Raw genomic sequence first — 20,041 nt, forward strand, 5'->3', positions numbered from 1 at the left:
AATTCAATTAAAACAAGCCACAACAACATCTATACATTATAGTTAAGAGGAGTCCTAACAAGTCTATTAAATCATAAACCTATAAATTCGCCATATTTGAATTGAATAAATGACTATAAATTCCATCTTCTTTAATCATTTCATCATGTTCTCCCACCTGAACTATTCTACCCTTATCAAGAACTACAATTTTATCAGCCTTTAGCACAGTTTCTAATCTGTGAGCAATAACTATTTTAGTACATTCCAACCTTGAAAGTAAATCATAAACTTTAGCCTGAGTTATATTATCAAGAGATGAAGTGGCCTCATCCATAATTAAAATTTTAGGTCTTGACAGTAGCGCTCTTGCAATATGTATACGTTGTCTTTGACCACCTGACAAGTTCCCTCCCATTTCAGAAACAACTGTATCATAACCTAAAGGCATCGTATCAACAAAATCTAGAAATCCTAATTTTCGACACTTTTCTATTAAAGATACTTTATCACTTATCAAGCCAAAATCTATATTTTCAATAATTCTTCTATTATGCAAATGTGCTTCTTGAGGAATATAACTTATTGATTCTCTTAATTTATACAAATTATATTTATCATATGTTATTCCACCAAACATTATTTGACCACTAGTAGGCTCGAAAAGAGTACATATTATTTTAGCTAACGTACTTTTGCCAGAACCTGATTTTCCAACAAGAGCAATCGTTTCTCCATCTTTGATATCTAAATTGATATTTTCTAAGGCTAATGAACTATCTTTTGTATATCTAAAATCAACATTCTTTAGTACTATTGAACCATCTTTTATTCTTACTGAACTTTCTATAGTACTTTCAACTGGATACTCAAATATATCATCTGATAATTCTATATATTTTGAAGAAACTAGAAAACTAGAAAACGTATTGAAAAGGGAAGTGATTAAAAAAAATAAGGATGATGTAACAGCCTGTAAAGCTACTGCTTGACCCATGCTTAAATGTTCCATCGAAACTAACGATAAGCTAATAAACAGTATTAATAATGGAGCTGAAGTTTGTAAGCTTGAAATAACACCGCCAACAATTCCTTGTTGAAAAATAGTTCTACATTTCACTAAACTAAGATATTCAGAAAATTTACTTTTCCAATCCTCAAAATACTTTTCTGCATATCCACCTAACTTAATACTATTAATGGAAACTATTGCATCTAATTGAACTGACTGATACTTACTTCCTGAGTGAATTTCTTGATCAGATAGATTTAATATTTTGAATTTCGTCCTATACAAAAATAGCAAGACTATCAAAATCAGCACAGTTACAACTAATCCAATACTAAAAGAAGAATAATATACATATGATAACAACACTAAACTACTTAGCAGTTCAATAAAAAACTGAACAATTGAAATCCCTAATATATCCTGTATTCTTAGTAATGAATTAAATCTATAGGAAATTTCTCCCGGAGTTCGTACTGAAAAATACTTTGCTGGGATAGCAAGCATTCTTTTAAATCCCTCAATCATTAAATGTAAGCTAAACTTATACATTAATTGGGTGGCTAAATATATTTTAAAATAAGTAATTAAAAAATTTAGCAATAAGAAAAGAATGAGCCCGGATGCTACGTACGTATATAAATATTCTACGTGGTAAAAATTATCAATCAGAGTCTGTGTTAGTAATGGGATAGATAAGTTGACTAACATTACTGTTAGCATTATTAAAAAAATTTTTAGATAAATACTTATAATTCCTTTAGGCCATAAATATTTTTTTCTTAAAAGTTGAAACTTTTCTTTAGAACGCCCTTCAAACTGTTCTGTTATTTGAGGGAGCAAAATAAAATTTGAAAAATTATTTTTAAAATCTTCCAACGTAATAATTAATCTTCCAATAGACGGATCCATTATTACCACTTTGTTTGAATTTAAACTAAATGATTCTATACAGATAAAATGAGAATTTTTCCAAAATGCAATTAAAGGATACCTTAAATCATTCAATACATCAATATTGTGTATTTTATATATTTTAGCATCTATTCCAAAGTTTCCTAAAATTCCACTAAGTTGCTTTAAGCTTAGACCATCTCTACCTGGTTCATTTATTTGTCTTAACTCAATCAAAGAAACGCTATAGCCGAATGCTTCTAAGATTGTTCTCACGCAACACAATCCACATTCGGTATGAGATATTTGCATTGTTGGTTGTAGTTTAATAGATTTATTCTTCATAAAATCACCTCAAAACCAACGGATTAAACTGTATTTCTTTATTCATTTGCTTGCACAAATATAGTAGTGCTCCTGAGCTTCCTGTCAATAGCCCATAGCCTAATGCATACCTTGAACTAGAGGTATTTAAATACTCAACAACTTTATCTGGACAAAATAATGTATTGTATAAATAATTTAATAATGGATCCACCTCAAATGAAAAACCATCTCGAACGTATTCAAGAATCTCGATAATTCCTAATCCTCCATGACATAATGTAGGAATTACAGGAATCTGGGTCTTTTTTAATTGATTAATTATCATAATAACAAAATCTTTTTCAATAATACCAGATTTATAAGCTTCGTAATAGGCCAATAAAAGACCTGATAACCCGTTACACCATGAATTACTTATATTAGATTGATTTTGAAGTTTATACACCAATATTTCTTTTTCATCATTCATGAATTTAGTTGTAATAATTTGATGAATTTTCTGAACTAGAACTCTAACTCTCTCATCATTATGTTTTCGGTTTATTATTGAGAAAAACCATATCAAATTTCCTAACCCATGAGCTACCCCTGAGGTAAGGCTATTATCAACGTTTAAAATTTCTTCATAACCTTTCGTTATAATATCATTCAATAATTTACTAGATAACTGATAGTTGGGAAGCATATTATAACGTACTATTAAACTTCCAGAACTTCCCGAAATAATATCAAAAAAGTTATCATCAAAATAATCTTTCTCCAAGATAAACTTCCATGAAGATTCTGCTACTGTCATCCAATCCTCATTCTGTTCAATTTCACCTGCTTTATATAGTGACCAAATTACTCCCGATAATCCAGAATATGCTCCATTTCCTATTTTTAAAAGATTTCTCTTATCAAAACTTTCTGTACTTAGAATACTAGAAATCTTTTCAAATATACTTTTAGATAAATTATATGATTCTTTATGTCTAAAATGTTTACCATATATAAGTAATACTAACCCTATCCCAATTCTCCCACTATATAAATCATACCCTAACACCCCCGGAATCCATCCACTTCCTCTACGAGATATTGGCCCAATCCAAGTTTCAGGTAAGTGAGAAAATCTATCAGATAAAGCATTATCTACTATACTTTCAATTAATTTAGAAATAGCATCTACTACTACAATATCTGTTCCTGTTCTAAAGTTTTCAATTTTTTCCCACTCAAATATCTTACCTTCATGTGAATCAGCTATCTTTGATAAAAATGATATTCTTATTAGCCTTATCTGATTATAAAGATCCTCCCTATTCAAATTTTTTATCTTATCAAGAAAGTCTTCTTGGGGTGTAGTAGATAGAGTTGCTAAACTTCCATTTATATCTCTGACTATATTACTATTAAATTTAACATACAAATATGGGATGTCCCCATTCCATATTTGTACGCTCTCTGATAGTGGTAATGATATATCACTCGTTGAACTTAGTAGAGCTAAACGACTCACTAGCATCCGAGCTAATTCAATACTCTTGGAAGGCTCTGTTGCTGTTAGTACTCTTAAAATCTGCTCATATCTGTAAGTCATATTATGTAAATATCTAATCTGCATATCTTTAAAACAGTCCAGAACCATATTTTTAAATGTTTCTAGTTGCTCACTAATCTGAAGATATAATTCTGTAAATCCATTAATAACGTCTTTGCATCTATCTATAACTAATACTTCATATTCAGGTTTGTCTAGCAACGAATCGTTCTTTTCATACCTATCATTTGAATACCAGTCAATATTAATATTTGAAGTAAAGCCATTACTAACATGCATAGTTTTAACAGGACTCTTGGTATTTTCATCTCTAAATCCAGTAAATCCCACATCCGAATTTCCTTGATAATCTAATGAAAAAGGGAGTATCCCAGTGCCGCAAACCGATCTAGCGAGTTTCCTATATGCACTTTTTATACTCTCGACTTTATTAATTTGCTTTTGTCTCAATGGCTGAAAAAGTGTTTCTAAATCTATTGGAATTGGTCCCAAAGTAGTCCATAGAACATTTTCAAAATGCATGTCAGATGCATTCAACATATACATAATACATAAAAGTCTACCTGCATCTGTCATATCACACTGTGTTTCATCTTCAATTTTTTCAATAAATTCAGTAAAACCAAAGTTAGTAAAATCTAGCGCTCTTATACTTAGTAAGTTTGTTTTAAAAAATTTATTAAATCTTATTATGAACTGATGATACCCCACTTCCCCCGATACTGATCTAGGTTTATAAATAATTTTTTTACCCGAATTAAATTCAATAATATTAACTGTTTGACCATTATTATGAGAATCACCTCCTGATTGAATACAATAAATTTTTTCACTATTATGTAGCTCAAATTCATTATATATCTTCTCTCTATTATTTCTTAATCTGCTTAGCATAATACCTAGCGATTCTATCCTGTTTATTAATATATTGTGGCATCTAGACCAAACAACGGGATATTTTTCTTCAAATATTTTTAAATTACTCTCTATCAAATTAGAATTATATAGTGTATACAGTTCCTGAGAACTCTGTTTCTTATCCTCTAATTCTTGAATTTGTTCAGCAAAACAACGGATAAAATTTGAAAAAACCACCTGTGAAAGTTGTTTACAGATGGTTTTTCTAAAAGATTTATAGTTCACAAAATCAGAATTAAATTCATTTAACCAATGTGCGTTCCAAATCCTGTCAACAACTGCATTACATATTTTTTGATAAGGATAATTCTCTGAAATATTTGAAACAAGTATCTGTTTATTTTGGAGATTAATTTTCTTAAGATTTAGATGGTTTCTATTAAATGTTAATAGAGGTTGAACCAATCTATCATAATCTAATTTATTTACTTCTGGAAACACTTGCTCTCGTGAATATTTCATATTGCTCCTTACATTACATCAACACCGACTTGTACATGAAGATGTTGGACAAATTGTTGCCGTAGCAGCAACAGTAACCTCAACGAATTGAGGAGTAAGTGGTGTTACTAATGTAATAGCACCTCCATTCACATCTTCTTCAGTAAGCTCAATCATATCTTCTTCAGTATATTTTCCTAATTGTAATGTGTTATTCATCATAATTACTATCCTCCAAATATTAATGGCACCAAGCCATACATTCCACGCTTATTGTACACCAACCACCATCATTTCCTAGAAAATCACTTAAGGTAAAAGTGTTAGTAGAGCACGCACCAAATACGTCATCGTTAAAATTTTGATCTTGAATTTCTTCAATCCAACTTACGTTTTTATAAGAATTTTCTTTTTTTACCATAAAATATACCATTCCTTTAATTATTTATAACTATGCAACATATTAGTTACTCTATGACGAATCAAAAAACATATTATCCCTCCTCGATTTAAATTTTATAATTATATAATACACAATAAAGCACTAGTAAATTAGTCCGACAGTCCTACATCAAGTTTAGATAAATTACTTTGTATTTGTAATCTCTCTTCATATGTGTAATTTAAGTCCGCTTTCTGAATAGACTGTTCGGAAAGACATAATTTATATATCACTCTCTCTGACTATTTTTATTTCTTGAATCAGATTTAAAACGTTCTATCCCCCAGACTATTTTAATCCAACACCTATCAAATAAATCATTCTGAAACCGTTGGGAGAAATTTGCACAATAACCAAATGTTAATTCATAGTATGTTCTCTATCCAAAACTGTAACATCAGGTAAGTTACTAGAGGCTAAAATTAATAATGTAGTGAAAAGAATTACATATTTAAACACTTCTTCTCACTTTTTATTTTCAACTGTTTTATAGAGATAAATAAACTCATTTATTGCCAAGTATCATAGTACATTGGTCTCACCTTCCTCCATTAAACAACTAACTCATCACATCGGCCATTTCCATGGGAAAACCGTAGCAATGCTGAATAAGAAAGCAAGAATAACTAAAAAGCGAAAAACTTTTTTATTCATACTCTTTTCCTCCTCCCTGTATTTTGTATCTACAGTATACCTCTTCTTTACTCTATTTTAAAATTAGTTAACTTTTTTCACACATTATTTTAGTTTTCTTTTTTACTATTCCTGTTATTATGATACAATGTTTTTAATTGGATTTTATTATTTGTTAACTTTTTTCACGAAAAGGAGAAAATTATGCGTTATGATTTTGGAAAGGTCTATAAAGAAATACGTGAGTCAAAAGGCTTGACTCAAGAAGAGGTCTGTGGGAATGTCCTCTCAAGAACCAGCCTATCAAAGATTGAAAGCGGCAAGGTAACTCCCAAATATGAAAATATGGAGTTTCTTCTCCGGCAAATCAATATGAGTTTTGAAGAGTTTGACTATATCTGCCACCTCTATCAACCAAGCCAACGAACAGAAATCATGCAAACTTATCTCAATATGAGCTCAATCCTAGGAACTAGTGAACTCGAAAAACTATTTCAAAAATGCCAAAACTATCTCAATACCCGCCACGACCTACCTATAGAAGAAATTAGGGATATGCTGGAAGTTGTTATTTATCTCCGTCAACATGGTACAGAGCAACTGTCAGACCAAGTAAAACAGACTATCACAAAACTTTGGGAAAAAATTGAAAAACAAGATACATGGTATGAAAACGACCTAAAAATTCTCAATACCATCCTTTTCAGCTTTCCCATTGAACACCTCCATCTCATCACTGAAAAAATCTTGCAACGCTTGAAAGTATATAAAAACTTTCAACATTTATATGAATTACGAGTGGCAATCCTACTCAATCTGTCCACCCTTTACTTATACAATCAAGACAAAAATATGTGTCAACAAATCTGCTATACTTTACTAGAGGACGCCAAGAACAAGAAAAGCTACGATAGGCTTGCTATCTGCTATGTCCGTATTGGGATTTGTACAGACGATTCTAAACTTATCCAAAAAGGTTTCTCTCTTCTGGAGATAACCGAGGAAACTTCTATGCTGTCTCATCTCAAAAAAGAAGTAGAGATCTATTATCAACCGAAGAAAATATAAAAAGTCGAGGGATTTCCTCGACCTTTTCATATTATTCTGTTCGTTAGTTCTTAATACCAGCCGTTGTTAAGCCAGAAGTTTTTAGCGGCTGTCCATGAACCGTAACGTCCTGCAACATAAGCATCTGCTACACGTTCTTGGTTTTCAGCTGAGTAGTCACCGTTCAGGTATGAATCTGTCAATTGGTAACGTCCGATGTAACGTCCGTTTGTAGCTGTGTAGCTACCGCCTGATTCTTTTTGAGCGATCCATTCTTTAGCTTCTGCTTCAGATCCGCTGACAGTTGAAGCAACTGTTTCTTCTGCTACTGTTTCGCTTGCTACTGGAGTTTCCTCCTCTACCTCTGTAGTTTCTGCTACTGGAGCTGAAACAGTTTCATCTTGAGCAGCTGGTGCTGCATAAGTAGTTGGCGCTGGTGTTGCAACAGGTGCTACAGGACCATCGATAACCAACTCTTGACCAACATAAATCAAATGAATGTTGTCAATGTGATTGTTTTCTGCCAATTTCTCAACAGTTGTGTTGTGAGTTTCAGCGATTTCTGAAAGTGTATCACCTTCTTTAACAGTGTATGTTGATGATTCTTGAGCAGATACAAATGATGGAGCAAATACTGCAAACAAGGCAGCTACTCCTGCAAGAGTTGTTTTAATCTTTTTAGTTGTTGATTTCATATTCGAAAATTCTCCTTCTTTCTATAGTACTATCATACCCTTTAAATATTACTGTTTCTTGACACTTTTATGTAGAAATATTACAAAATTATTTTTTATTTCCCTAAATAAGCTATTTTTTGTTACAAAAGATGCTTTTTTATGCTATTTGTAGTGTAAAAAGGTTTTCATCCACAATTAAAGCCAAGACCTTCATTCTTTGATATAATAGAGATAAGAATTTTTATAAGGGGAAACTGATGAAATCACTTCGTTTTCAATCTGTCTTTGATATCATCGGACCAGTTATGATTGGCCCATCTAGTAGCCATACAGCTGGTGCTGTTCGTATTGGGAAGATTGTCTCTTCCATTTTTGATGATACTCCGACAGAAGTCGAATTCCAACTATTTAACTCATTTGCCAAAACCTATCGTGGTCACGGAACAGACCTAGCCCTTGTTGCAGGTATTTTGGGCATGGATACAGATGATCCTGAAATCCCAAACAGCCTGGAAATTGCCCACAAGCGTGGCATCAAGATTGTCTGGACCATTCAGAAAGACAGTAATGCTCCTCATCCAAACACCACTAAAATTACCGTCAAAAATGCCCACAAGACCATCAGCGTGACTGGTATTTCTATCGGTGGCGGGAATATTCAGGTAACCGAACTCAATGGCTTTGCCGTCTCTCTCAATATGAATACACCGACTATCATCATTGTTCATCAAGATATTCCAGGTATGATTGCCCTCGTAACAGAGGCTCTTTCTCGCTATGGTATCAATATCGCCCAGATGAATGTCACTCGTGAAAAAGCTGGTGAAAAAGCTATTATGATTATCGAAGTTGACAGTCGCAACTGTGATGAGGCTATCGAAGAAATTCGAAAAATCCCTCATCTCCACAATGTCAATTTCTTTAAATAGGAGGAAGCATGTTTTATTCTATCAAAGAATTGGTCGAGCAAGCAGATCTGGACTTTCAAGGAAATGTCGCAGAACTCATGATTACAACAGAGTTTGAATTGACCGGTCGCGAACGTGAAGAAGTCTTCCTTCTCATGGAACGCAATCTGGAAGTCATGAAAGCCTCTGTCCAACTTGGCCTTAATGAAAATAAATCTCGTAGTGGCCTGACAGGTGGAGATGCTGCCAAATTGGATTACTACATTAAAAACGGAAAAACTCTGTCAGATTACACGATTCTCTCTGCTGTCCGAAATGCTATCGCAGTCAATGAACACAATGCCAAAATGGGCTTGGTTTGTGCCACTCCGACCGCTGGAAGTGCTGGCTGTCTCCCTTCCGTTCTCACTGCTGCGATTGAAAAATTAGACCTCAGCCATGAGCAACAGCTGGATTTCCTCTTTGCTGCGGGTGCCTTTGGACTAGTCATCGCAAACAATGCCTCTATCTCAGGCGCTGAAGGTGGCTGTCAGGCCGAGGTTGGTTCGGCCTCTGCTATGAGTGCTGCAGCCTTGACTCTAGCTGCCGGTGGAACACCTTATCAGGCCAGTCAGGCCATTGCCTTTGTTATTAAAAATATGCTAGGCCTCATCTGTGACCCTGTTGCCGGCTTGGTCGAAGTTCCCTGTGTCAAACGCAATGCCATGGGAGCTAGCTTTGCCTTCATCGCAGCAGACATGGCCTTGGCAGGTATCGAATCTAAAATTCCTGTGGATGAAGTTATCGATGCCATGTACCAAGTAGGAGCAAGCATGCCAACTGCCTTTCGTGAAACAGCTGAAGGTGGACTCGCTGCCACCCCTACTGGTCGTCGCCTCCAAAAAGAAATTTTCGGAGAATAAGTTTATCAAATAGGAGAAACCATGACCTCTATCACAGCGATTTTTTTCGATTTGGATGGAACCCTCGTTGACAGTTCTATCGGGATTCACAATGCCTTTACCCATACCTTTAAGGAACTGGGGGTGCCTAGTCCTGATGCCAAAACTATTCGTGGTTTTATGGGACCACCTCTTGAAAGTAGTTTTGCGACCTGCCTGCCTAAAGAACAAATTTCTGAGGCTGTGCAGATATACCGATCTTACTATAAGGCAAAAGGCATCCATGAAGCTCAACTCTTTCCTCAGATTGTAGAATTACTTCAAGAACTATCCAAGAATTACTCTCTTTATATCACCACTACAAAGAATACCCCAACCGCTCAAGACATGACTAAAAACTTGGGAATCCATCATTTCTTTGATGGCATTTATGGCTCCAGCCCTGAAACACCCCATAAGGCCGATGTCATTCACCAAGCCTTGCAGATACATCAACTAGCACCTGAACAAGCCATCATTATAGGAGATACCAAGTTTGATATGTTGGGAGCTCAAGAAACAGGCATTCAGAAATTAGCCGTCACTTGGGGATTTGGAGAGCAAGCAGACTTGCTAAACTATCAGCCTGATTATATCGCCCACAAACCCTCAGATATTTTGGCGTATTTTCAATAACATAGACTGGGTAACAACTCCATTTCAGAAGAAAATGAGGCAATCTATACATAACAAAACGCATATTACCAAGGTTCTTATGAACAACTTGATAATATGCGCTTTTCTTTTTTATTCAACGTGGGTTGTTTGATTGGCAAAGGCGATAATGGCTTGCTTCAATTCATCTCCACTGAGAGTTCGGAACTCTTCAATCTTTTGATTGATGGCTTCTAGGGACATGACATTAACCTTACCAACGAAAATTTTATCCATAACTTGATTATCAACCAGTTCGGTTGATACCAAGAGCTCTTCGTAGAGTTTTTCACCTGGACGGATTCCAACTTCAACGATTGGAATTTCGCTTTCGGTGTGGCCACTTAGAAGGACCATTTTCTTGGCCAAGTCATAAATCTTGACTGGTTTGCCCATATCAAGGATAAAGACTTCTCCATCCTTGGCATAAGCACCAGCATGGATAACCAGACGGCTAGCTTCTGGAATGGTCATAAAGTAACGGGTCATGCGGAAGTCTGTCACCGTTACAGGCCCACCTTCAGCAATCTGACGTTCAAAGACTGGAATCACACTACCACGGCTACCAAGAACATTCCCAAAACGAACTGCACAGTAGGTCGATTGGCTACGTTGGTTAAAACCAGTGACAATCAACTCCGCCACGCGCTTGGTTGCTCCCATAACATTGGGTGGATTGACCGCCTTATCTGTCGAAATCATAACCATCTTAGGTACTTTAGCTTCATCAACGGCTCTAGCAACATTGTAAGTTCCACGGATATTGTTTTTGAAGGCTTCTTTTGGATTGCGCTCCATCATAGGAACGTGCTTGTGGGCTGCCGCATGATAAACAATAGCTGGCTTGTACTGCTCAAAGACTTGCAACAGACGATCATAGTCTTGAATATCTGCAATAACTGGTACATAATCAATCCCTTGGAACTTACGAATCAATTCATGATAAACAAGGTAAATTGAATTTTCCCCGTGACCAAGCAAGACGATGCGTTCAGGATTGAAGCGGCTAACTTGGCGACAGATTTCAGAACCGATTGAGCCACCAGCACCTGTGACTAAGATGGTCTTACCTGTCAGTTCTGCGCCCAGACGCGATTCGTCAAGACGAATTTCCTGACGACCCAAAAGGTCTGTGATATCAATCTTCTGGAAGCCTCCACCTGCTTGGTGAAGACCTTGAACAACAGTTTCAACCTTAGGCATCTTGTAACATTTGACACCCAGCTTATTACACATCTGCAAGATACGCTCATATTCTGACGGATCAAGCGACGGAATCGCAACAATAACACGTTCGATTTGGTGGCGTTTGGCTAATTCAGGCAGATCATCATATGAACCCAAAACAGGAATTCCACCAAGTTTTTGGCCCTTTTTCTTAGAATCCTTGTCCAAAATACCAACAAGTTCCAAATCACTGGTTGGATGTTGGTAACTATCCATAAAGAGGGCCCCACCATCACCAGCACCAATCAAGAAGGTTCGACGGTGTTCCCCATCACCACTGCCTTTTTTTCGTCTTGAATAGATTAGTTGCCAAGTAATCCGTGGCAATAAAATCAAGAAGGTACTCAACAAGATAAAGAGAATGATGAAACGGATGGAGAAGAGTGGCAAGAAGGCATAGCAGATACTATATGACAAGACGCTGCTGGCAGTCACACCAAAAAAGATTTTCATAAAGTCCGTAATCTTGCTGTAACGACTAATACTAGCGTTCAACCCCCAAAATCCAATCATCAATTGATAGAACAGGAAGGCCAAACTCGTATAGATAATGTAGTCAACAGGTGCTGGGTTAATTAGTCCGTAAAATAAGATATAAGATACAATGATGGAAACCACCATACTGAAAATATCAAATATGCCCCAGAAGACTTGTTTTTGTTGTTTATTTAAAATTTCCACCAGATCAATCACATAATCTGTGAGTTTTTTATTCATAGAAATTTACTCCTCCTTAAAAGAGCCGGATGATTATGCTCAATGAAAATCAAAGAGCAAACTAGGAAACTAGCCGCAGGCTGTACTTGAGTACGGCAAGGCGACGTTGACGCGGTTTGAATTTGATTTTCGAAGAGCATTATATTGTTATTATAACACTTTTTCTAAAGTTTACGATTTGCTACAATCTTTTAATTGCTTTTTCGTAACAGTTTCATAAAAATAAACTGTCGGACAAATCCTGGACAAAGAGCAACAACCATCTGAATGGCAACACTCTTGGCATACTCCATGTAAGAAATCTGCCCTCTCTTCAGCATTCGTTGACGAGCCTGACGATAGAGTTTGAGGTAACGTAGTCCCCCACGACGCTCAAACATCCCTGCTCCGACACGAACCTGACACAAGATTTGATCCAGATTTCCAGTCTTGGCTCCTGCAGCAATCATGTTGAGCCAGAGGAGGTCATCCTCCATATAAAGCCCATCCTCATAATTGCCTGCCTTGAGAACCATGTCCTTCTTGAACATGACAGTCATGTGGTTAAAGGCACTTCTCATCCTTTGATAAGCTACAATATCTGCATGTTGGGTTGGAACACGACGGTAAGAAACAATCTCATCAGGATTGTCAATAAACTCTGCAATATGTCCACCTAATAGGTCAAGATTGTCCTTCTCCATTAACTGAACCTGTTGCTCAAAACGATCTGGAACAGCTATATCATCCGTATCCATACGGGCAATAATATCATACTGACACTGCAAAACACCCTGTCGAAGAGCCAGACCCAAACCTTGATTCTGCTCAAGAGGATAGCGTTTCACTGGAATATCAGACTCAGCTTCAAGCTGGTCTAATACCTGATAGAGCTCAGGTGTCAAAGGCCCATCCTCAACCAGAACCAATTCGCTCGGTTTCAGGGTCTGATTTTGAACACTCTCAATAGCATCCTTTAAAAATGTCGGATTTTCCTTGATATAGACCGACATCAATACGCTGATTTTTTGCTTTTCAGACACAGTTTTTCTCCAATGTATAGATTTCCTTCCACTATTTTATCATAATTTTCAAGACTTTCCCATTTTTATCTTGAAAGCCAGAAACCTTACTTGACATTATAGGGAAAAAGCCTTAAAATAAGCTGTTATTAAAATCAGCTAGAAGAGGTATTTTATGAAAAAGCAATCACTCTTTTTTGTTCCAGGTATTATACTAATTGGTGTTTCCTTGCGGACTCCTTTTACTGTTTTACCCATTATATTGGGAGATATTTCGCAAGGGCTGGGAGTAGAAGTTAGTTCGCTTGGTGTCTTGACCAGCCTTCCTCTCCTTATGTTTACCCTCTTTTCACCATTTTCTACCCGACTGGCTCAGAAAATCGGCTTGGAGCATCTCTTCACCTACAGCCTCTTCTTCTTGACCATCGGTTCTCTCATTCGACTAATCAATCTGCCCCTGCTCTATCTAGGAACCTTGATGGTTGGGGCAAGTATCGCAGTCATCAATGTGCTGCTTCCTAGTCTTATCCAAGCCAATCAACCAAAGAAGATTGGTTTTCTGACCACCTTATATGTAACCTCTATGGGGATTGCAACGGCTCTGGCTTCCTATCTAGCCGTGCCTATTACACAAGCCAGTTCTTGGAAAGGGCTTATCATCCTCCTCACCCTGCTCTGTCTAGCAACTTTTTTGGTCTGGCTGCCTAATCACCGCTATAATCACAGACTGGCTCCGCAAACCAAACAAAAAAGCCAAACAAAGGTCATGCGTAATAAACAGGTCTGGGCAGTGATTGTCTTTGCAGGTTTTCAATCCTTGCTCTTTTACACCGCTATGACCTGGCTACCTACTATGGCCATCCATGCAGGCCTATCCAGTCACGAAGCTGGCTTGCTGACTTCTATCTTCTCTCTGATTAGCATTCCTTTTTCAATGACCATCCCAAGCCTGACAACCAGCTTGTCAACTCGCAACCGTCAGCTCATGCTCACTCTGGTCTCACTAGCTGGTGTGGTCGGCATTTCCATGCTCTTTTTCCCAGTCGGTAATTTCTTTTACTGGCTTGCCATCCATCTCCTCATCGGAACCGCAACAAGCGCCCTCTTCCCTTATCTCATGGTCAACTTTTCACTCAAGACAAGCGCCCCTGAAAAGACTGCCCAATTGTCTGGTTTATCTCAAACAGGAGGCTATATCCTAGCAGCCTTTGGGCCGACCCTCTTTGGTTACAGTTTTGACCTGTTCCACTCTTGGGTGCCAGCTGTAGCTGCCCTCTTACTCGTCGATATCCTGATGACTGTGGCCCTCTTTACAGTGGACAGAGCCGATAAAATCCTCTAACCTTCTAGTTTTGCCTAGAAGTTTTTTTATATATAAAAATTTTACACATTTCTCTTGACAGGGCTTTCTTTTAGATGTACAATATATGTGTAGAAAAATTATATATAAAAATCCTACACATTAGAAAAGGAGGTTTCCCATGTACTTTCCAACATCCTCTGCCTTGATTGAATTTCTCATCTTGGCCGTACTGGAAAAAGGGGATTCTTATGGTTATGAGATTAGCCAGACCATTAAGCTGATCGCTAATATCAAAGAATCCACACTCTATCCCATTCTCAAAAAATTGGAAGGCAATAGCTTTCTGACAACCTATTCTAGAGAGTTCCAAGGTCGCATGCGCAAATACTACTCCTTGACAAATGGTGGTATAGAACAGCTCTTGACCCTAAAAGATGAATGGACACTCTATACAGACACCATCAATGGCATCATAGAAGGGAGTATCCGCCATGACAAGAACTGAATACCTGACTCAGCTAGAACTCTATCTCAAAAAACTGCCTCAGGCTGACCAAATTGAAGCCATGGACTATTTCAGAGAACTCTTTGACGATGCTGGAGTCGAAGGAGAAGAAGAACTCATCGCTAGTTTGGGAACTCCCAAAGAAGCGGCCCACGAAGTTCTCTCCAATCTTCTCGATAAAAAAATCAATGAAGCACCTGCTCAAAAAAATAACCGACAAATTTTACATGTCGCCTTATTAGCCCTCCTTGCAGCACCTATCGGCATTCCTCTTGGAATCGCCATTCTCGTGACCCTGCTCGCAATCCTTGTGGCAGCCTTGACTGTCATTCTAGCTTTCTTTGCGGTTTCCATACTTGGTATCATCGGCGGATTCCTATTTTTAGTTGAAAGTTTCACTGTCCTAGCCCAAGCCAAATCAGCCTTTATCTTGATTTTCGGTTCTGGTTTACTAGCCATCGGTGCTTCTTCGCTAGTTTTACTAGGCATTTCCTATGTAGCTCGCTTCTTCGGTCTACTCATTGTTCGCCTGGTGCAATTTGTTCTCAAAAAAGGAAAGAGAGGTGACCAGCATGCGTAAATTGACAAAAGGATTTCTCATTTTTGGTGTGGTGACTACCGTTGTCGGCTTTATCCTGCTCTTTGTAGGTATCCAATCTGACGGGATTAAGAGCCTACTTTCCATGTCCAAAGAACCTGTCTATGATAGCCGTACGGAAGAGCTAACCTTTGGCAAGGAAGTCGAAAACTTAGAGATCACTCTCCACCAACACGCGCTGACCATCACAGACTCTTTCGATGATCAAATCCACATTTCTTACCATCCATCACTTTCTGCTCACCATGATCTTATCACCAATCAGAACGATAGAACTCTGAGTCTCACTGATAAGAAACTGTCTGAAAGTCCATTTATCTCTTCTGGAATTGATGGGATTCTCCATATTGTAAGTAGTTCATCTAATCGTTTTAATGATGTCATCATCGGACTACCGAAAGGGAGAACTCTAAAAGGGATCAACATCTCAGCCAATCGCGGACAAACCACCATCATAAATGCTAGCCTTGAAAATGCGACCCTCAATACAAACGGCTATATCCTCCGAATTGAAGGAAGCCGTATCAAAAACAGTAAACTCACAACTCCCAATATCGTCAATATCTTTGATACAGACTTTACAGATAGTCAGCTAGAGTCAACAGAGAATCACTTCCACGCTGAAAATATCCAAGTCCATGGTAAGGTTGAACTAACTGCCAAAGATTATTTCAGAATCATCCTAGACCAGAAAGAAAGCCAACGAATTAACTGGGACATCTCAAGTAACTACGGTTCTATCTTCCAATTCACAAGAGAAAAGCCTGAATCAAGAGGCACGGAATTAAGCAACCCTTACAAAACTGAAAAAACCGATGTCAAGGATCAACTCATTGCGAGATCTGATGATGATATTGAGCTAATATCCACACCAAGCAGACGTTGACAAAAACGCTTACATCTGCTACTATAGAAGCATATTTATCCAACTAAAAAGGAGGTTCTACCATGAAACAAGAATGGTTTGAAAGTAATGATTTTGTAAAAACAACAAGCAAGAACAAGCCTGAAGAGCAAGCTCAAGAGGTTGCAGACAAGGCTGAAGAAACGATAGCCGATCTCGATACACCAATTGAAAAAAATACTCAAGTAGAGGAGGAAGTCTCTCAGGCTGAAGTCGAACTGGAAAACCAGCAAGAAGAGAAAATGGAAACTCCTGAAGACAGTGAAGCGAGAACAGAAATAGAAGAAAAGAAGGCATCTAATTCTACTGAAGAAGAGCCAGACCTTTCTAAAGAAACAGAAAAAGTCACTATAGCTGAAGAGAGCCAAGAAGCTCTTCCTCAGCAAAAAACAACTACGAAAGAGCCACTTCTTATCAGCAAATCCTTAGAAAGTCCTTATATCCCCGACCAAGCTCCAAAATCTACGGATAAATGGAAAGAGCAAGTGCTTGATTTTTGGTCTTGGCTAGTGGAAGCGATCAAATCTCCTACAAGCAAGCTTGAAACAAGTAGCACACACAGTTACACAGCCTTTCTATTGCTCATTCTGTTTTCTGCATCTTCCTTTTTCTTTAGTATCTATCACATCAAACAAGCCTACTATGGACATATAGCAACTATAAACAGCCACTTCCCTGAACAACTAGCACCTTTAACTCTCTTTTCTATCATCTCTATCCTAGTAGCGACAACACTCTTCTTCTTTTCATTCCTCTTGGGTAGTTTCGTCGTGAGACGATTTATCTACCAAGAAAAGGACTGGACGCTGGAAAAGATTCTCCAACAATATAGTCAACTCTTGGCAATTCCAATCTTCCTCACTGCTACTGCTAGTTTCTTTGCCTTCTTTGACAGCCTACGATTTTCAGCCCTTTTGTGTGTGATTAGCATTGGGATCATTCTGCTTGCCAGTCTCCATATCATTACAAGACCAAGTCAAGCAAGTGAAGCCGACTCCTTCTATCAATTATTCTTGTCTGTCCTTGTGAACGGAGTTATCATCCTCCTCTTCTTTGTAGCTGAAGTCGCACTGATTGGAGATTATCTTCGTATCTTGGCCTTTCTTTAAACTTCATACTCTTCGAAAATCTCTTCAAACCACGTCAGCTTCGCCTTACCGTAGATATATGTTCCTGACTTTGTCAGTCTTATCTACAACCTCAAAACAGTGTTTTGAGCAGCCTGCGGCTAGCTTCCTAGTTTGCTCTTTGATTTTCATTGAGTAGCAATCCTGTCTTTCATGGCAGGATTTTTTATATATCAAAAAGCAAGTCGATTGACCTGCTTCTGCTTTACTTTTCTTGTGCTAATGTTTTAAAATCTTTGTCTAAGATGGGTTGCACTTCTAATTGATTGGCGTCTAGTTGGTGGTGAAATGCTGATGGTAGTGACTCTAGGAATTTTGCATAGTCCAAGCGGGCAATGGCTTCATAGTCTTCTGGTTTAGAGCCATCTCCTGTAATTTGAACCAAGTCAATCTCCCACTGGACTTCCTTATCCACCAATTGCTCCATATAGACTGCAGGAACAAACGGTTCTCTCGGCAAAACAGTCTTGACGCCTTGAGCCAGATGGTAAACGCCATGCACTTTTCCTTCTCCATCCTGATAGAAGGAAACTCTTGCAAAGTAAGCATCGGTCTCTTGAACCGCACGTACACGCGCTTCAAACTGTGCCAAACCATCTTCCCCTAAAAAGCTTCTCAAGTCCTCATGACTAAAGAAAACAGGATTAAAAATTCCTTGGCAAATCGTAAAACGGGCTATACTATCAGCCAGATAGGCTTGAATACTTGCTTGGAAATAAGCTTCAAAATCAAAACCATCTAGTCCTTCAATCTCAGTTCCTGTATAAGCAAGCAAAGCATCTAAAAATGATTTGATGATCTCCCAGTCTGTCTTTGTTAGTAGGTCAGGAAGATCGACACGGTAAGCCTTTTGACCATCAGCATAACTGACCTTAAAAAGAAATTGCGATTGCTCCACTATCGCACACTCGATATACTCAAGACGGTTAAGAGGCTGACGGAGATAGACGGCATCATAGCTATGTGACTCCAAACCATCTACCAAGGCCAAGATGGACTTGGCAGTCAAAATCTCTTGTTCTCCTAAAATGCTCTGTTTATTTGGAATAAAAAATGTTTTCGCCATAACTAAACTCCTTTGAAATCGTTTACATATAGTATACCTTATTTTTCTGAAAGATACAGAAACAAACTTTAGATTTTTGAATACAAAGCATAGAAAAACAGCCCCTAAGGACTGTTTGATCTTATACAGTAGCTGCTTGATCCAAGCTTTCACCGATAGCGGCTAGGCGTTCGATCACTTCAGCTTGTGTCAATTCATTTTCTGAAACATAGCGGTTACGTGGGTGAACACGACACTCGTGTGAACATCCACGAAGGTACTTGTCTTCATTTTCTTCTGATGTCAAGATACGACGGTTACAGAATGGATTTCCACAGTTGACATAACGTTCACATGGTGTTCCATCAAACCAGTCTTTCCCTACGATGGTTGGGTTGACATGGTTAACATCTACGGCAATACGCTCGTCAAAGACGTACATTTTCCCATCCCAAAGCTCACCTTGGACTTCTGGGTCTTTACCGTAAGTTGCGATTCCTCCGTGCAATTGACCAACATCTTTGTAGCCTTCACGGACCATCCAGCCTGAGAATTTCTCACAGCGAACACCACCTGTACAGTAAACTACGACGCGCTTGTCCATGAATTTTTCCTTGTTATCACGAACCCATTGTGGTAACTCACGGAAGTTGCGGATGTCTGGGCGGATAGCCCCACGGAAATGTCCTAGGTCATACTCATAATCGTTACGTGTGTCAAGGACAACGGTATCTTTATCAAGAAGCGCTTCTTTGAACTCTTTTGGAGACAAGTAAGCACCTGTTGTTTCAAGTGGGTTGATGTCATTGTCAAAGTCGTTGTCTTCCAAACCAAGGTGGACAATTTCTTTCTTGTAGCGAACAAACATCTTCTTGAAGGCTTGTTCACTTTCTTCGTCAATCTTGAACCAGAGATCTTCCATTCCTGGAAGGCTGTGAACGTAGTCCATGTATTTTTGAGTTGTTTCATAGTCACCTGAAACGGTTCCGTTAATTCCCTCGTCAGCGACTAGGATACGGCCTTTAAGACCGATTGATTTACAGAAAGCCAAGTGGTCTGCAGCAAATTGCTCTGCGTTTTCAATTGGAGTATAAAGGTAGTAAAGTAAGACACGAATATCTTTTGCCATAAGATTTGTTCTCTTTTCTATTCTTAAATTTTCTAAATTTTTTATTTATCCATACTAGTATACCTGCTTGAGAAAACGAATGCAATTTATTTG

At 37.9% G+C, this 20,041-nt stretch carries 18 protein-coding genes; 9 read left to right on the top strand and 9 right to left on the bottom strand.

From position 1 onward, the window contains the following. Positions 1-79 precede the first annotated feature (79 nt). From ACLV7Q_RS09680 to ACLV7Q_RS09695, 4 genes are read right to left on the bottom strand one after another with little or no spacing between them, the layout of a single operon-like run. The gene (locus ACLV7Q_RS09680) at positions 80-2,227 is read right to left on the bottom strand and encodes a peptidase domain-containing ABC transporter (RefSeq protein ID WP_218757248.1); all 2,148 of its coding nucleotides are present in this window, start codon (positions 2,225-2,227) and stop codon (positions 80-82) included. A 4-nt stretch (positions 2,228-2,231) separates the two neighbouring features. Further along, complete coding sequence (gene lanM, locus ACLV7Q_RS09685; protein ID WP_218757247.1) at positions 2,232-5,132, bottom strand: type 2 lanthipeptide synthetase LanM; 2,901 nt, start codon at positions 5,130-5,132, stop codon at positions 2,232-2,234. 18 nt (positions 5,133-5,150) lie between these two features. Then, positions 5,151-5,333, bottom strand: a complete 183-nt coding sequence (locus tag ACLV7Q_RS09690) for a class II lanthipeptide, LchA2/BrtA2 family (RefSeq protein WP_218757246.1) — start codon at positions 5,331-5,333, stop codon at positions 5,151-5,153. 19 nt (positions 5,334-5,352) lie between these two features. Continuing rightward, positions 5,353-5,532 (bottom strand): plantaricin C family lantibiotic, encoded by a 180-nt coding sequence (locus ACLV7Q_RS09695; protein ID WP_218757245.1) that lies wholly within the window; start codon positions 5,530-5,532, stop codon positions 5,353-5,355. A gap of 858 nt (positions 5,533-6,390) precedes the next feature. Here ACLV7Q_RS09695 and ACLV7Q_RS09700 point away from each other — a divergent pair. Further along, positions 6,391-7,254: a helix-turn-helix domain-containing protein gene (locus ACLV7Q_RS09700; RefSeq protein ID WP_218757244.1), complete on the top strand. Its 864-nt coding sequence runs from the start codon at positions 6,391-6,393 to the stop codon at positions 7,252-7,254. A 50-nt stretch (positions 7,255-7,304) separates the two neighbouring features. On the opposite strand, the gene ACLV7Q_RS09705 is transcribed toward ACLV7Q_RS09700, so the two are convergent. Then, positions 7,305-7,928 (bottom strand): LysM peptidoglycan-binding domain-containing protein, encoded by a 624-nt coding sequence (locus tag ACLV7Q_RS09705; protein WP_218757243.1) that lies wholly within the window; start codon positions 7,926-7,928, stop codon positions 7,305-7,307. A gap of 239 nt (positions 7,929-8,167) precedes the next feature. Between ACLV7Q_RS09705 and sdaAB the strand changes: the two genes are divergently transcribed. From sdaAB to ACLV7Q_RS09720, 3 genes are read left to right on the top strand one after another with little or no spacing between them, the layout of a single operon-like run. Further along, positions 8,168-8,839 carry an L-serine ammonia-lyase, iron-sulfur-dependent subunit beta gene (gene sdaAB, locus ACLV7Q_RS09710; protein ID WP_000838912.1) on the top strand — a complete coding sequence of 224 codons (672 nt, stop codon included), beginning with the start codon at positions 8,168-8,170 and terminating at the stop codon, positions 8,837-8,839. A gap of 8 nt (positions 8,840-8,847) precedes the next feature. Next, positions 8,848-9,720: an L-serine ammonia-lyase, iron-sulfur-dependent, subunit alpha gene (sdaAA, locus tag ACLV7Q_RS09715; protein WP_218757242.1), complete on the top strand. Its 873-nt coding sequence runs from the start codon at positions 8,848-8,850 to the stop codon at positions 9,718-9,720. Positions 9,721-9,741: 21 nt separating this feature from the next. Beyond that, on the top strand, positions 9,742-10,374 hold the full coding sequence (locus ACLV7Q_RS09720; protein WP_218757241.1) for an HAD family hydrolase: 633 nt from the start codon (positions 9,742-9,744) through the stop codon (positions 10,372-10,374). Between the two features lie 111 nt (positions 10,375-10,485). On the opposite strand, the gene ACLV7Q_RS09725 is transcribed toward ACLV7Q_RS09720, so the two are convergent. Both ACLV7Q_RS09725 and ACLV7Q_RS09730 read right to left on the bottom strand, forming a co-directional pair. Beyond that, on the bottom strand, positions 10,486-12,336 hold the full coding sequence (locus ACLV7Q_RS09725; protein WP_218757240.1) for a polysaccharide biosynthesis protein: 1,851 nt from the start codon (positions 12,334-12,336) through the stop codon (positions 10,486-10,488). 191 nt (positions 12,337-12,527) lie between these two features. Next, positions 12,528-13,358 (bottom strand): glycosyltransferase, encoded by an 831-nt coding sequence (locus tag ACLV7Q_RS09730; protein ID WP_218757239.1) that lies wholly within the window; start codon positions 13,356-13,358, stop codon positions 12,528-12,530. A 154-nt stretch (positions 13,359-13,512) separates the two neighbouring features. Here ACLV7Q_RS09730 and ACLV7Q_RS09735 point away from each other — a divergent pair, with 154 nt between their 5' ends. The 5 genes from ACLV7Q_RS09735 (at position 13,513) to ACLV7Q_RS09755 (ending at position 17,756) form a co-directional block, all read left to right on the top strand. Further along, positions 13,513-14,679: a CynX/NimT family MFS transporter gene (locus ACLV7Q_RS09735; RefSeq protein ID WP_218757238.1), complete on the top strand. Its 1,167-nt coding sequence runs from the start codon at positions 13,513-13,515 to the stop codon at positions 14,677-14,679. A 139-nt stretch (positions 14,680-14,818) separates the two neighbouring features. Next, complete coding sequence (locus ACLV7Q_RS09740) at positions 14,819-15,145, top strand: PadR family transcriptional regulator (protein ID WP_000273855.1); 327 nt, start codon at positions 14,819-14,821, stop codon at positions 15,143-15,145. Beyond that, positions 15,132-15,725, top strand: coding sequence for a DUF1700 domain-containing protein (locus ACLV7Q_RS09745; protein WP_218757237.1), 594 nt, complete (start codon positions 15,132-15,134; stop codon positions 15,723-15,725). Before ACLV7Q_RS09740 ends, ACLV7Q_RS09745 begins: the two co-directional genes overlap by 14 nt. Then, positions 15,718-16,629 (top strand): DUF4097 domain-containing protein, encoded by a 912-nt coding sequence (locus ACLV7Q_RS09750; protein ID WP_218757236.1) that lies wholly within the window; start codon positions 15,718-15,720, stop codon positions 16,627-16,629. Before ACLV7Q_RS09745 ends, ACLV7Q_RS09750 begins: the two co-directional genes overlap by 8 nt. A gap of 62 nt (positions 16,630-16,691) precedes the next feature. Then, positions 16,692-17,756, top strand: coding sequence for a DUF6574 domain-containing protein (locus ACLV7Q_RS09755; protein ID WP_218757235.1), 1,065 nt, complete (start codon positions 16,692-16,694; stop codon positions 17,754-17,756). 223 nt (positions 17,757-17,979) lie between these two features. Here ACLV7Q_RS09755 and ACLV7Q_RS09760 read toward each other — a convergent pair whose 3' ends face one another. Continuing rightward, entirely contained in the window at positions 17,980-18,840 is an 861-nt protein-coding gene (locus ACLV7Q_RS09760) for a DUF4299 family protein (protein ID WP_218757234.1), read from the bottom strand. Positions 18,841-18,961: 121 nt separating this feature from the next. Next, a complete protein-coding gene (locus tag ACLV7Q_RS09765; protein WP_175880376.1) occupies positions 18,962-19,948 on the bottom strand; it encodes a rhodanese-related sulfurtransferase in 987 nt (328 codons plus the stop codon). Positions 19,949-20,041: the final 93 nt, after the last annotated feature.

It is taken from the genome of Streptococcus mitis (genome assembly GCF_965111725.1).
Taxonomy (GTDB): domain Bacteria; phylum Bacillota; class Bacilli; order Lactobacillales; family Streptococcaceae; genus Streptococcus; species Streptococcus mitis_DV.

Bases quoted from the DNA above. Each gene is read 5' to 3' on its own strand.
- ACLV7Q_RS09745 (WP_218757237.1), top strand. From the start codon at position 15,132: ATGACAAGAACTGAATACCTGACTCAGCTAGAACTCTATCTCAAAAAA.
- ACLV7Q_RS09700 (WP_218757244.1), top strand. From the start codon at position 6,391: ATGCGTTATGATTTTGGAAAGGTCTATAAAGAAATACGTGAGTCAAAA.
- sdaAB (WP_000838912.1), top strand. From the start codon at position 8,168: ATGAAATCACTTCGTTTTCAATCTGTCTTTGATATCATCGGACCAGTT.
- ACLV7Q_RS09765 (WP_175880376.1), bottom strand. From the start codon at position 19,948: ATGGCAAAAGATATTCGTGTCTTACTTTACTACCTTTATACTCCAATT.
- sdaAA (WP_218757242.1), top strand. From the start codon at position 8,848: ATGTTTTATTCTATCAAAGAATTGGTCGAGCAAGCAGATCTGGACTTT.
- ACLV7Q_RS09755 (WP_218757235.1), top strand. From the start codon at position 16,692: ATGAAACAAGAATGGTTTGAAAGTAATGATTTTGTAAAAACAACAAGC.
- lanM (WP_218757247.1), bottom strand. From the start codon at position 5,132: ATGAAATATTCACGAGAGCAAGTGTTTCCAGAAGTAAATAAATTAGAT.
- ACLV7Q_RS09750 (WP_218757236.1), top strand. From the start codon at position 15,718: ATGCGTAAATTGACAAAAGGATTTCTCATTTTTGGTGTGGTGACTACC.
- ACLV7Q_RS09725 (WP_218757240.1), bottom strand. From the start codon at position 12,336: ATGAATAAAAAACTCACAGATTATGTGATTGATCTGGTGGAAATTTTA.
- ACLV7Q_RS09740 (WP_000273855.1), top strand. From the start codon at position 14,819: ATGTACTTTCCAACATCCTCTGCCTTGATTGAATTTCTCATCTTGGCC.
- ACLV7Q_RS09680 (WP_218757248.1), bottom strand. From the start codon at position 2,227: ATGAAGAATAAATCTATTAAACTACAACCAACAATGCAAATATCTCAT.
- ACLV7Q_RS09695 (WP_218757245.1), bottom strand. From the start codon at position 5,532: ATGGTAAAAAAAGAAAATTCTTATAAAAACGTAAGTTGGATTGAAGAA.
- ACLV7Q_RS09760 (WP_218757234.1), bottom strand. From the start codon at position 18,840: ATGGCGAAAACATTTTTTATTCCAAATAAACAGAGCATTTTAGGAGAA.
- ACLV7Q_RS09705 (WP_218757243.1), bottom strand. From the start codon at position 7,928: ATGAAATCAACAACTAAAAAGATTAAAACAACTCTTGCAGGAGTAGCT.
- ACLV7Q_RS09690 (WP_218757246.1), bottom strand. From the start codon at position 5,333: ATGATGAATAACACATTACAATTAGGAAAATATACTGAAGAAGATATG.
- ACLV7Q_RS09735 (WP_218757238.1), top strand. From the start codon at position 13,513: ATGAAAAAGCAATCACTCTTTTTTGTTCCAGGTATTATACTAATTGGT.
- ACLV7Q_RS09720 (WP_218757241.1), top strand. From the start codon at position 9,742: ATGACCTCTATCACAGCGATTTTTTTCGATTTGGATGGAACCCTCGTT.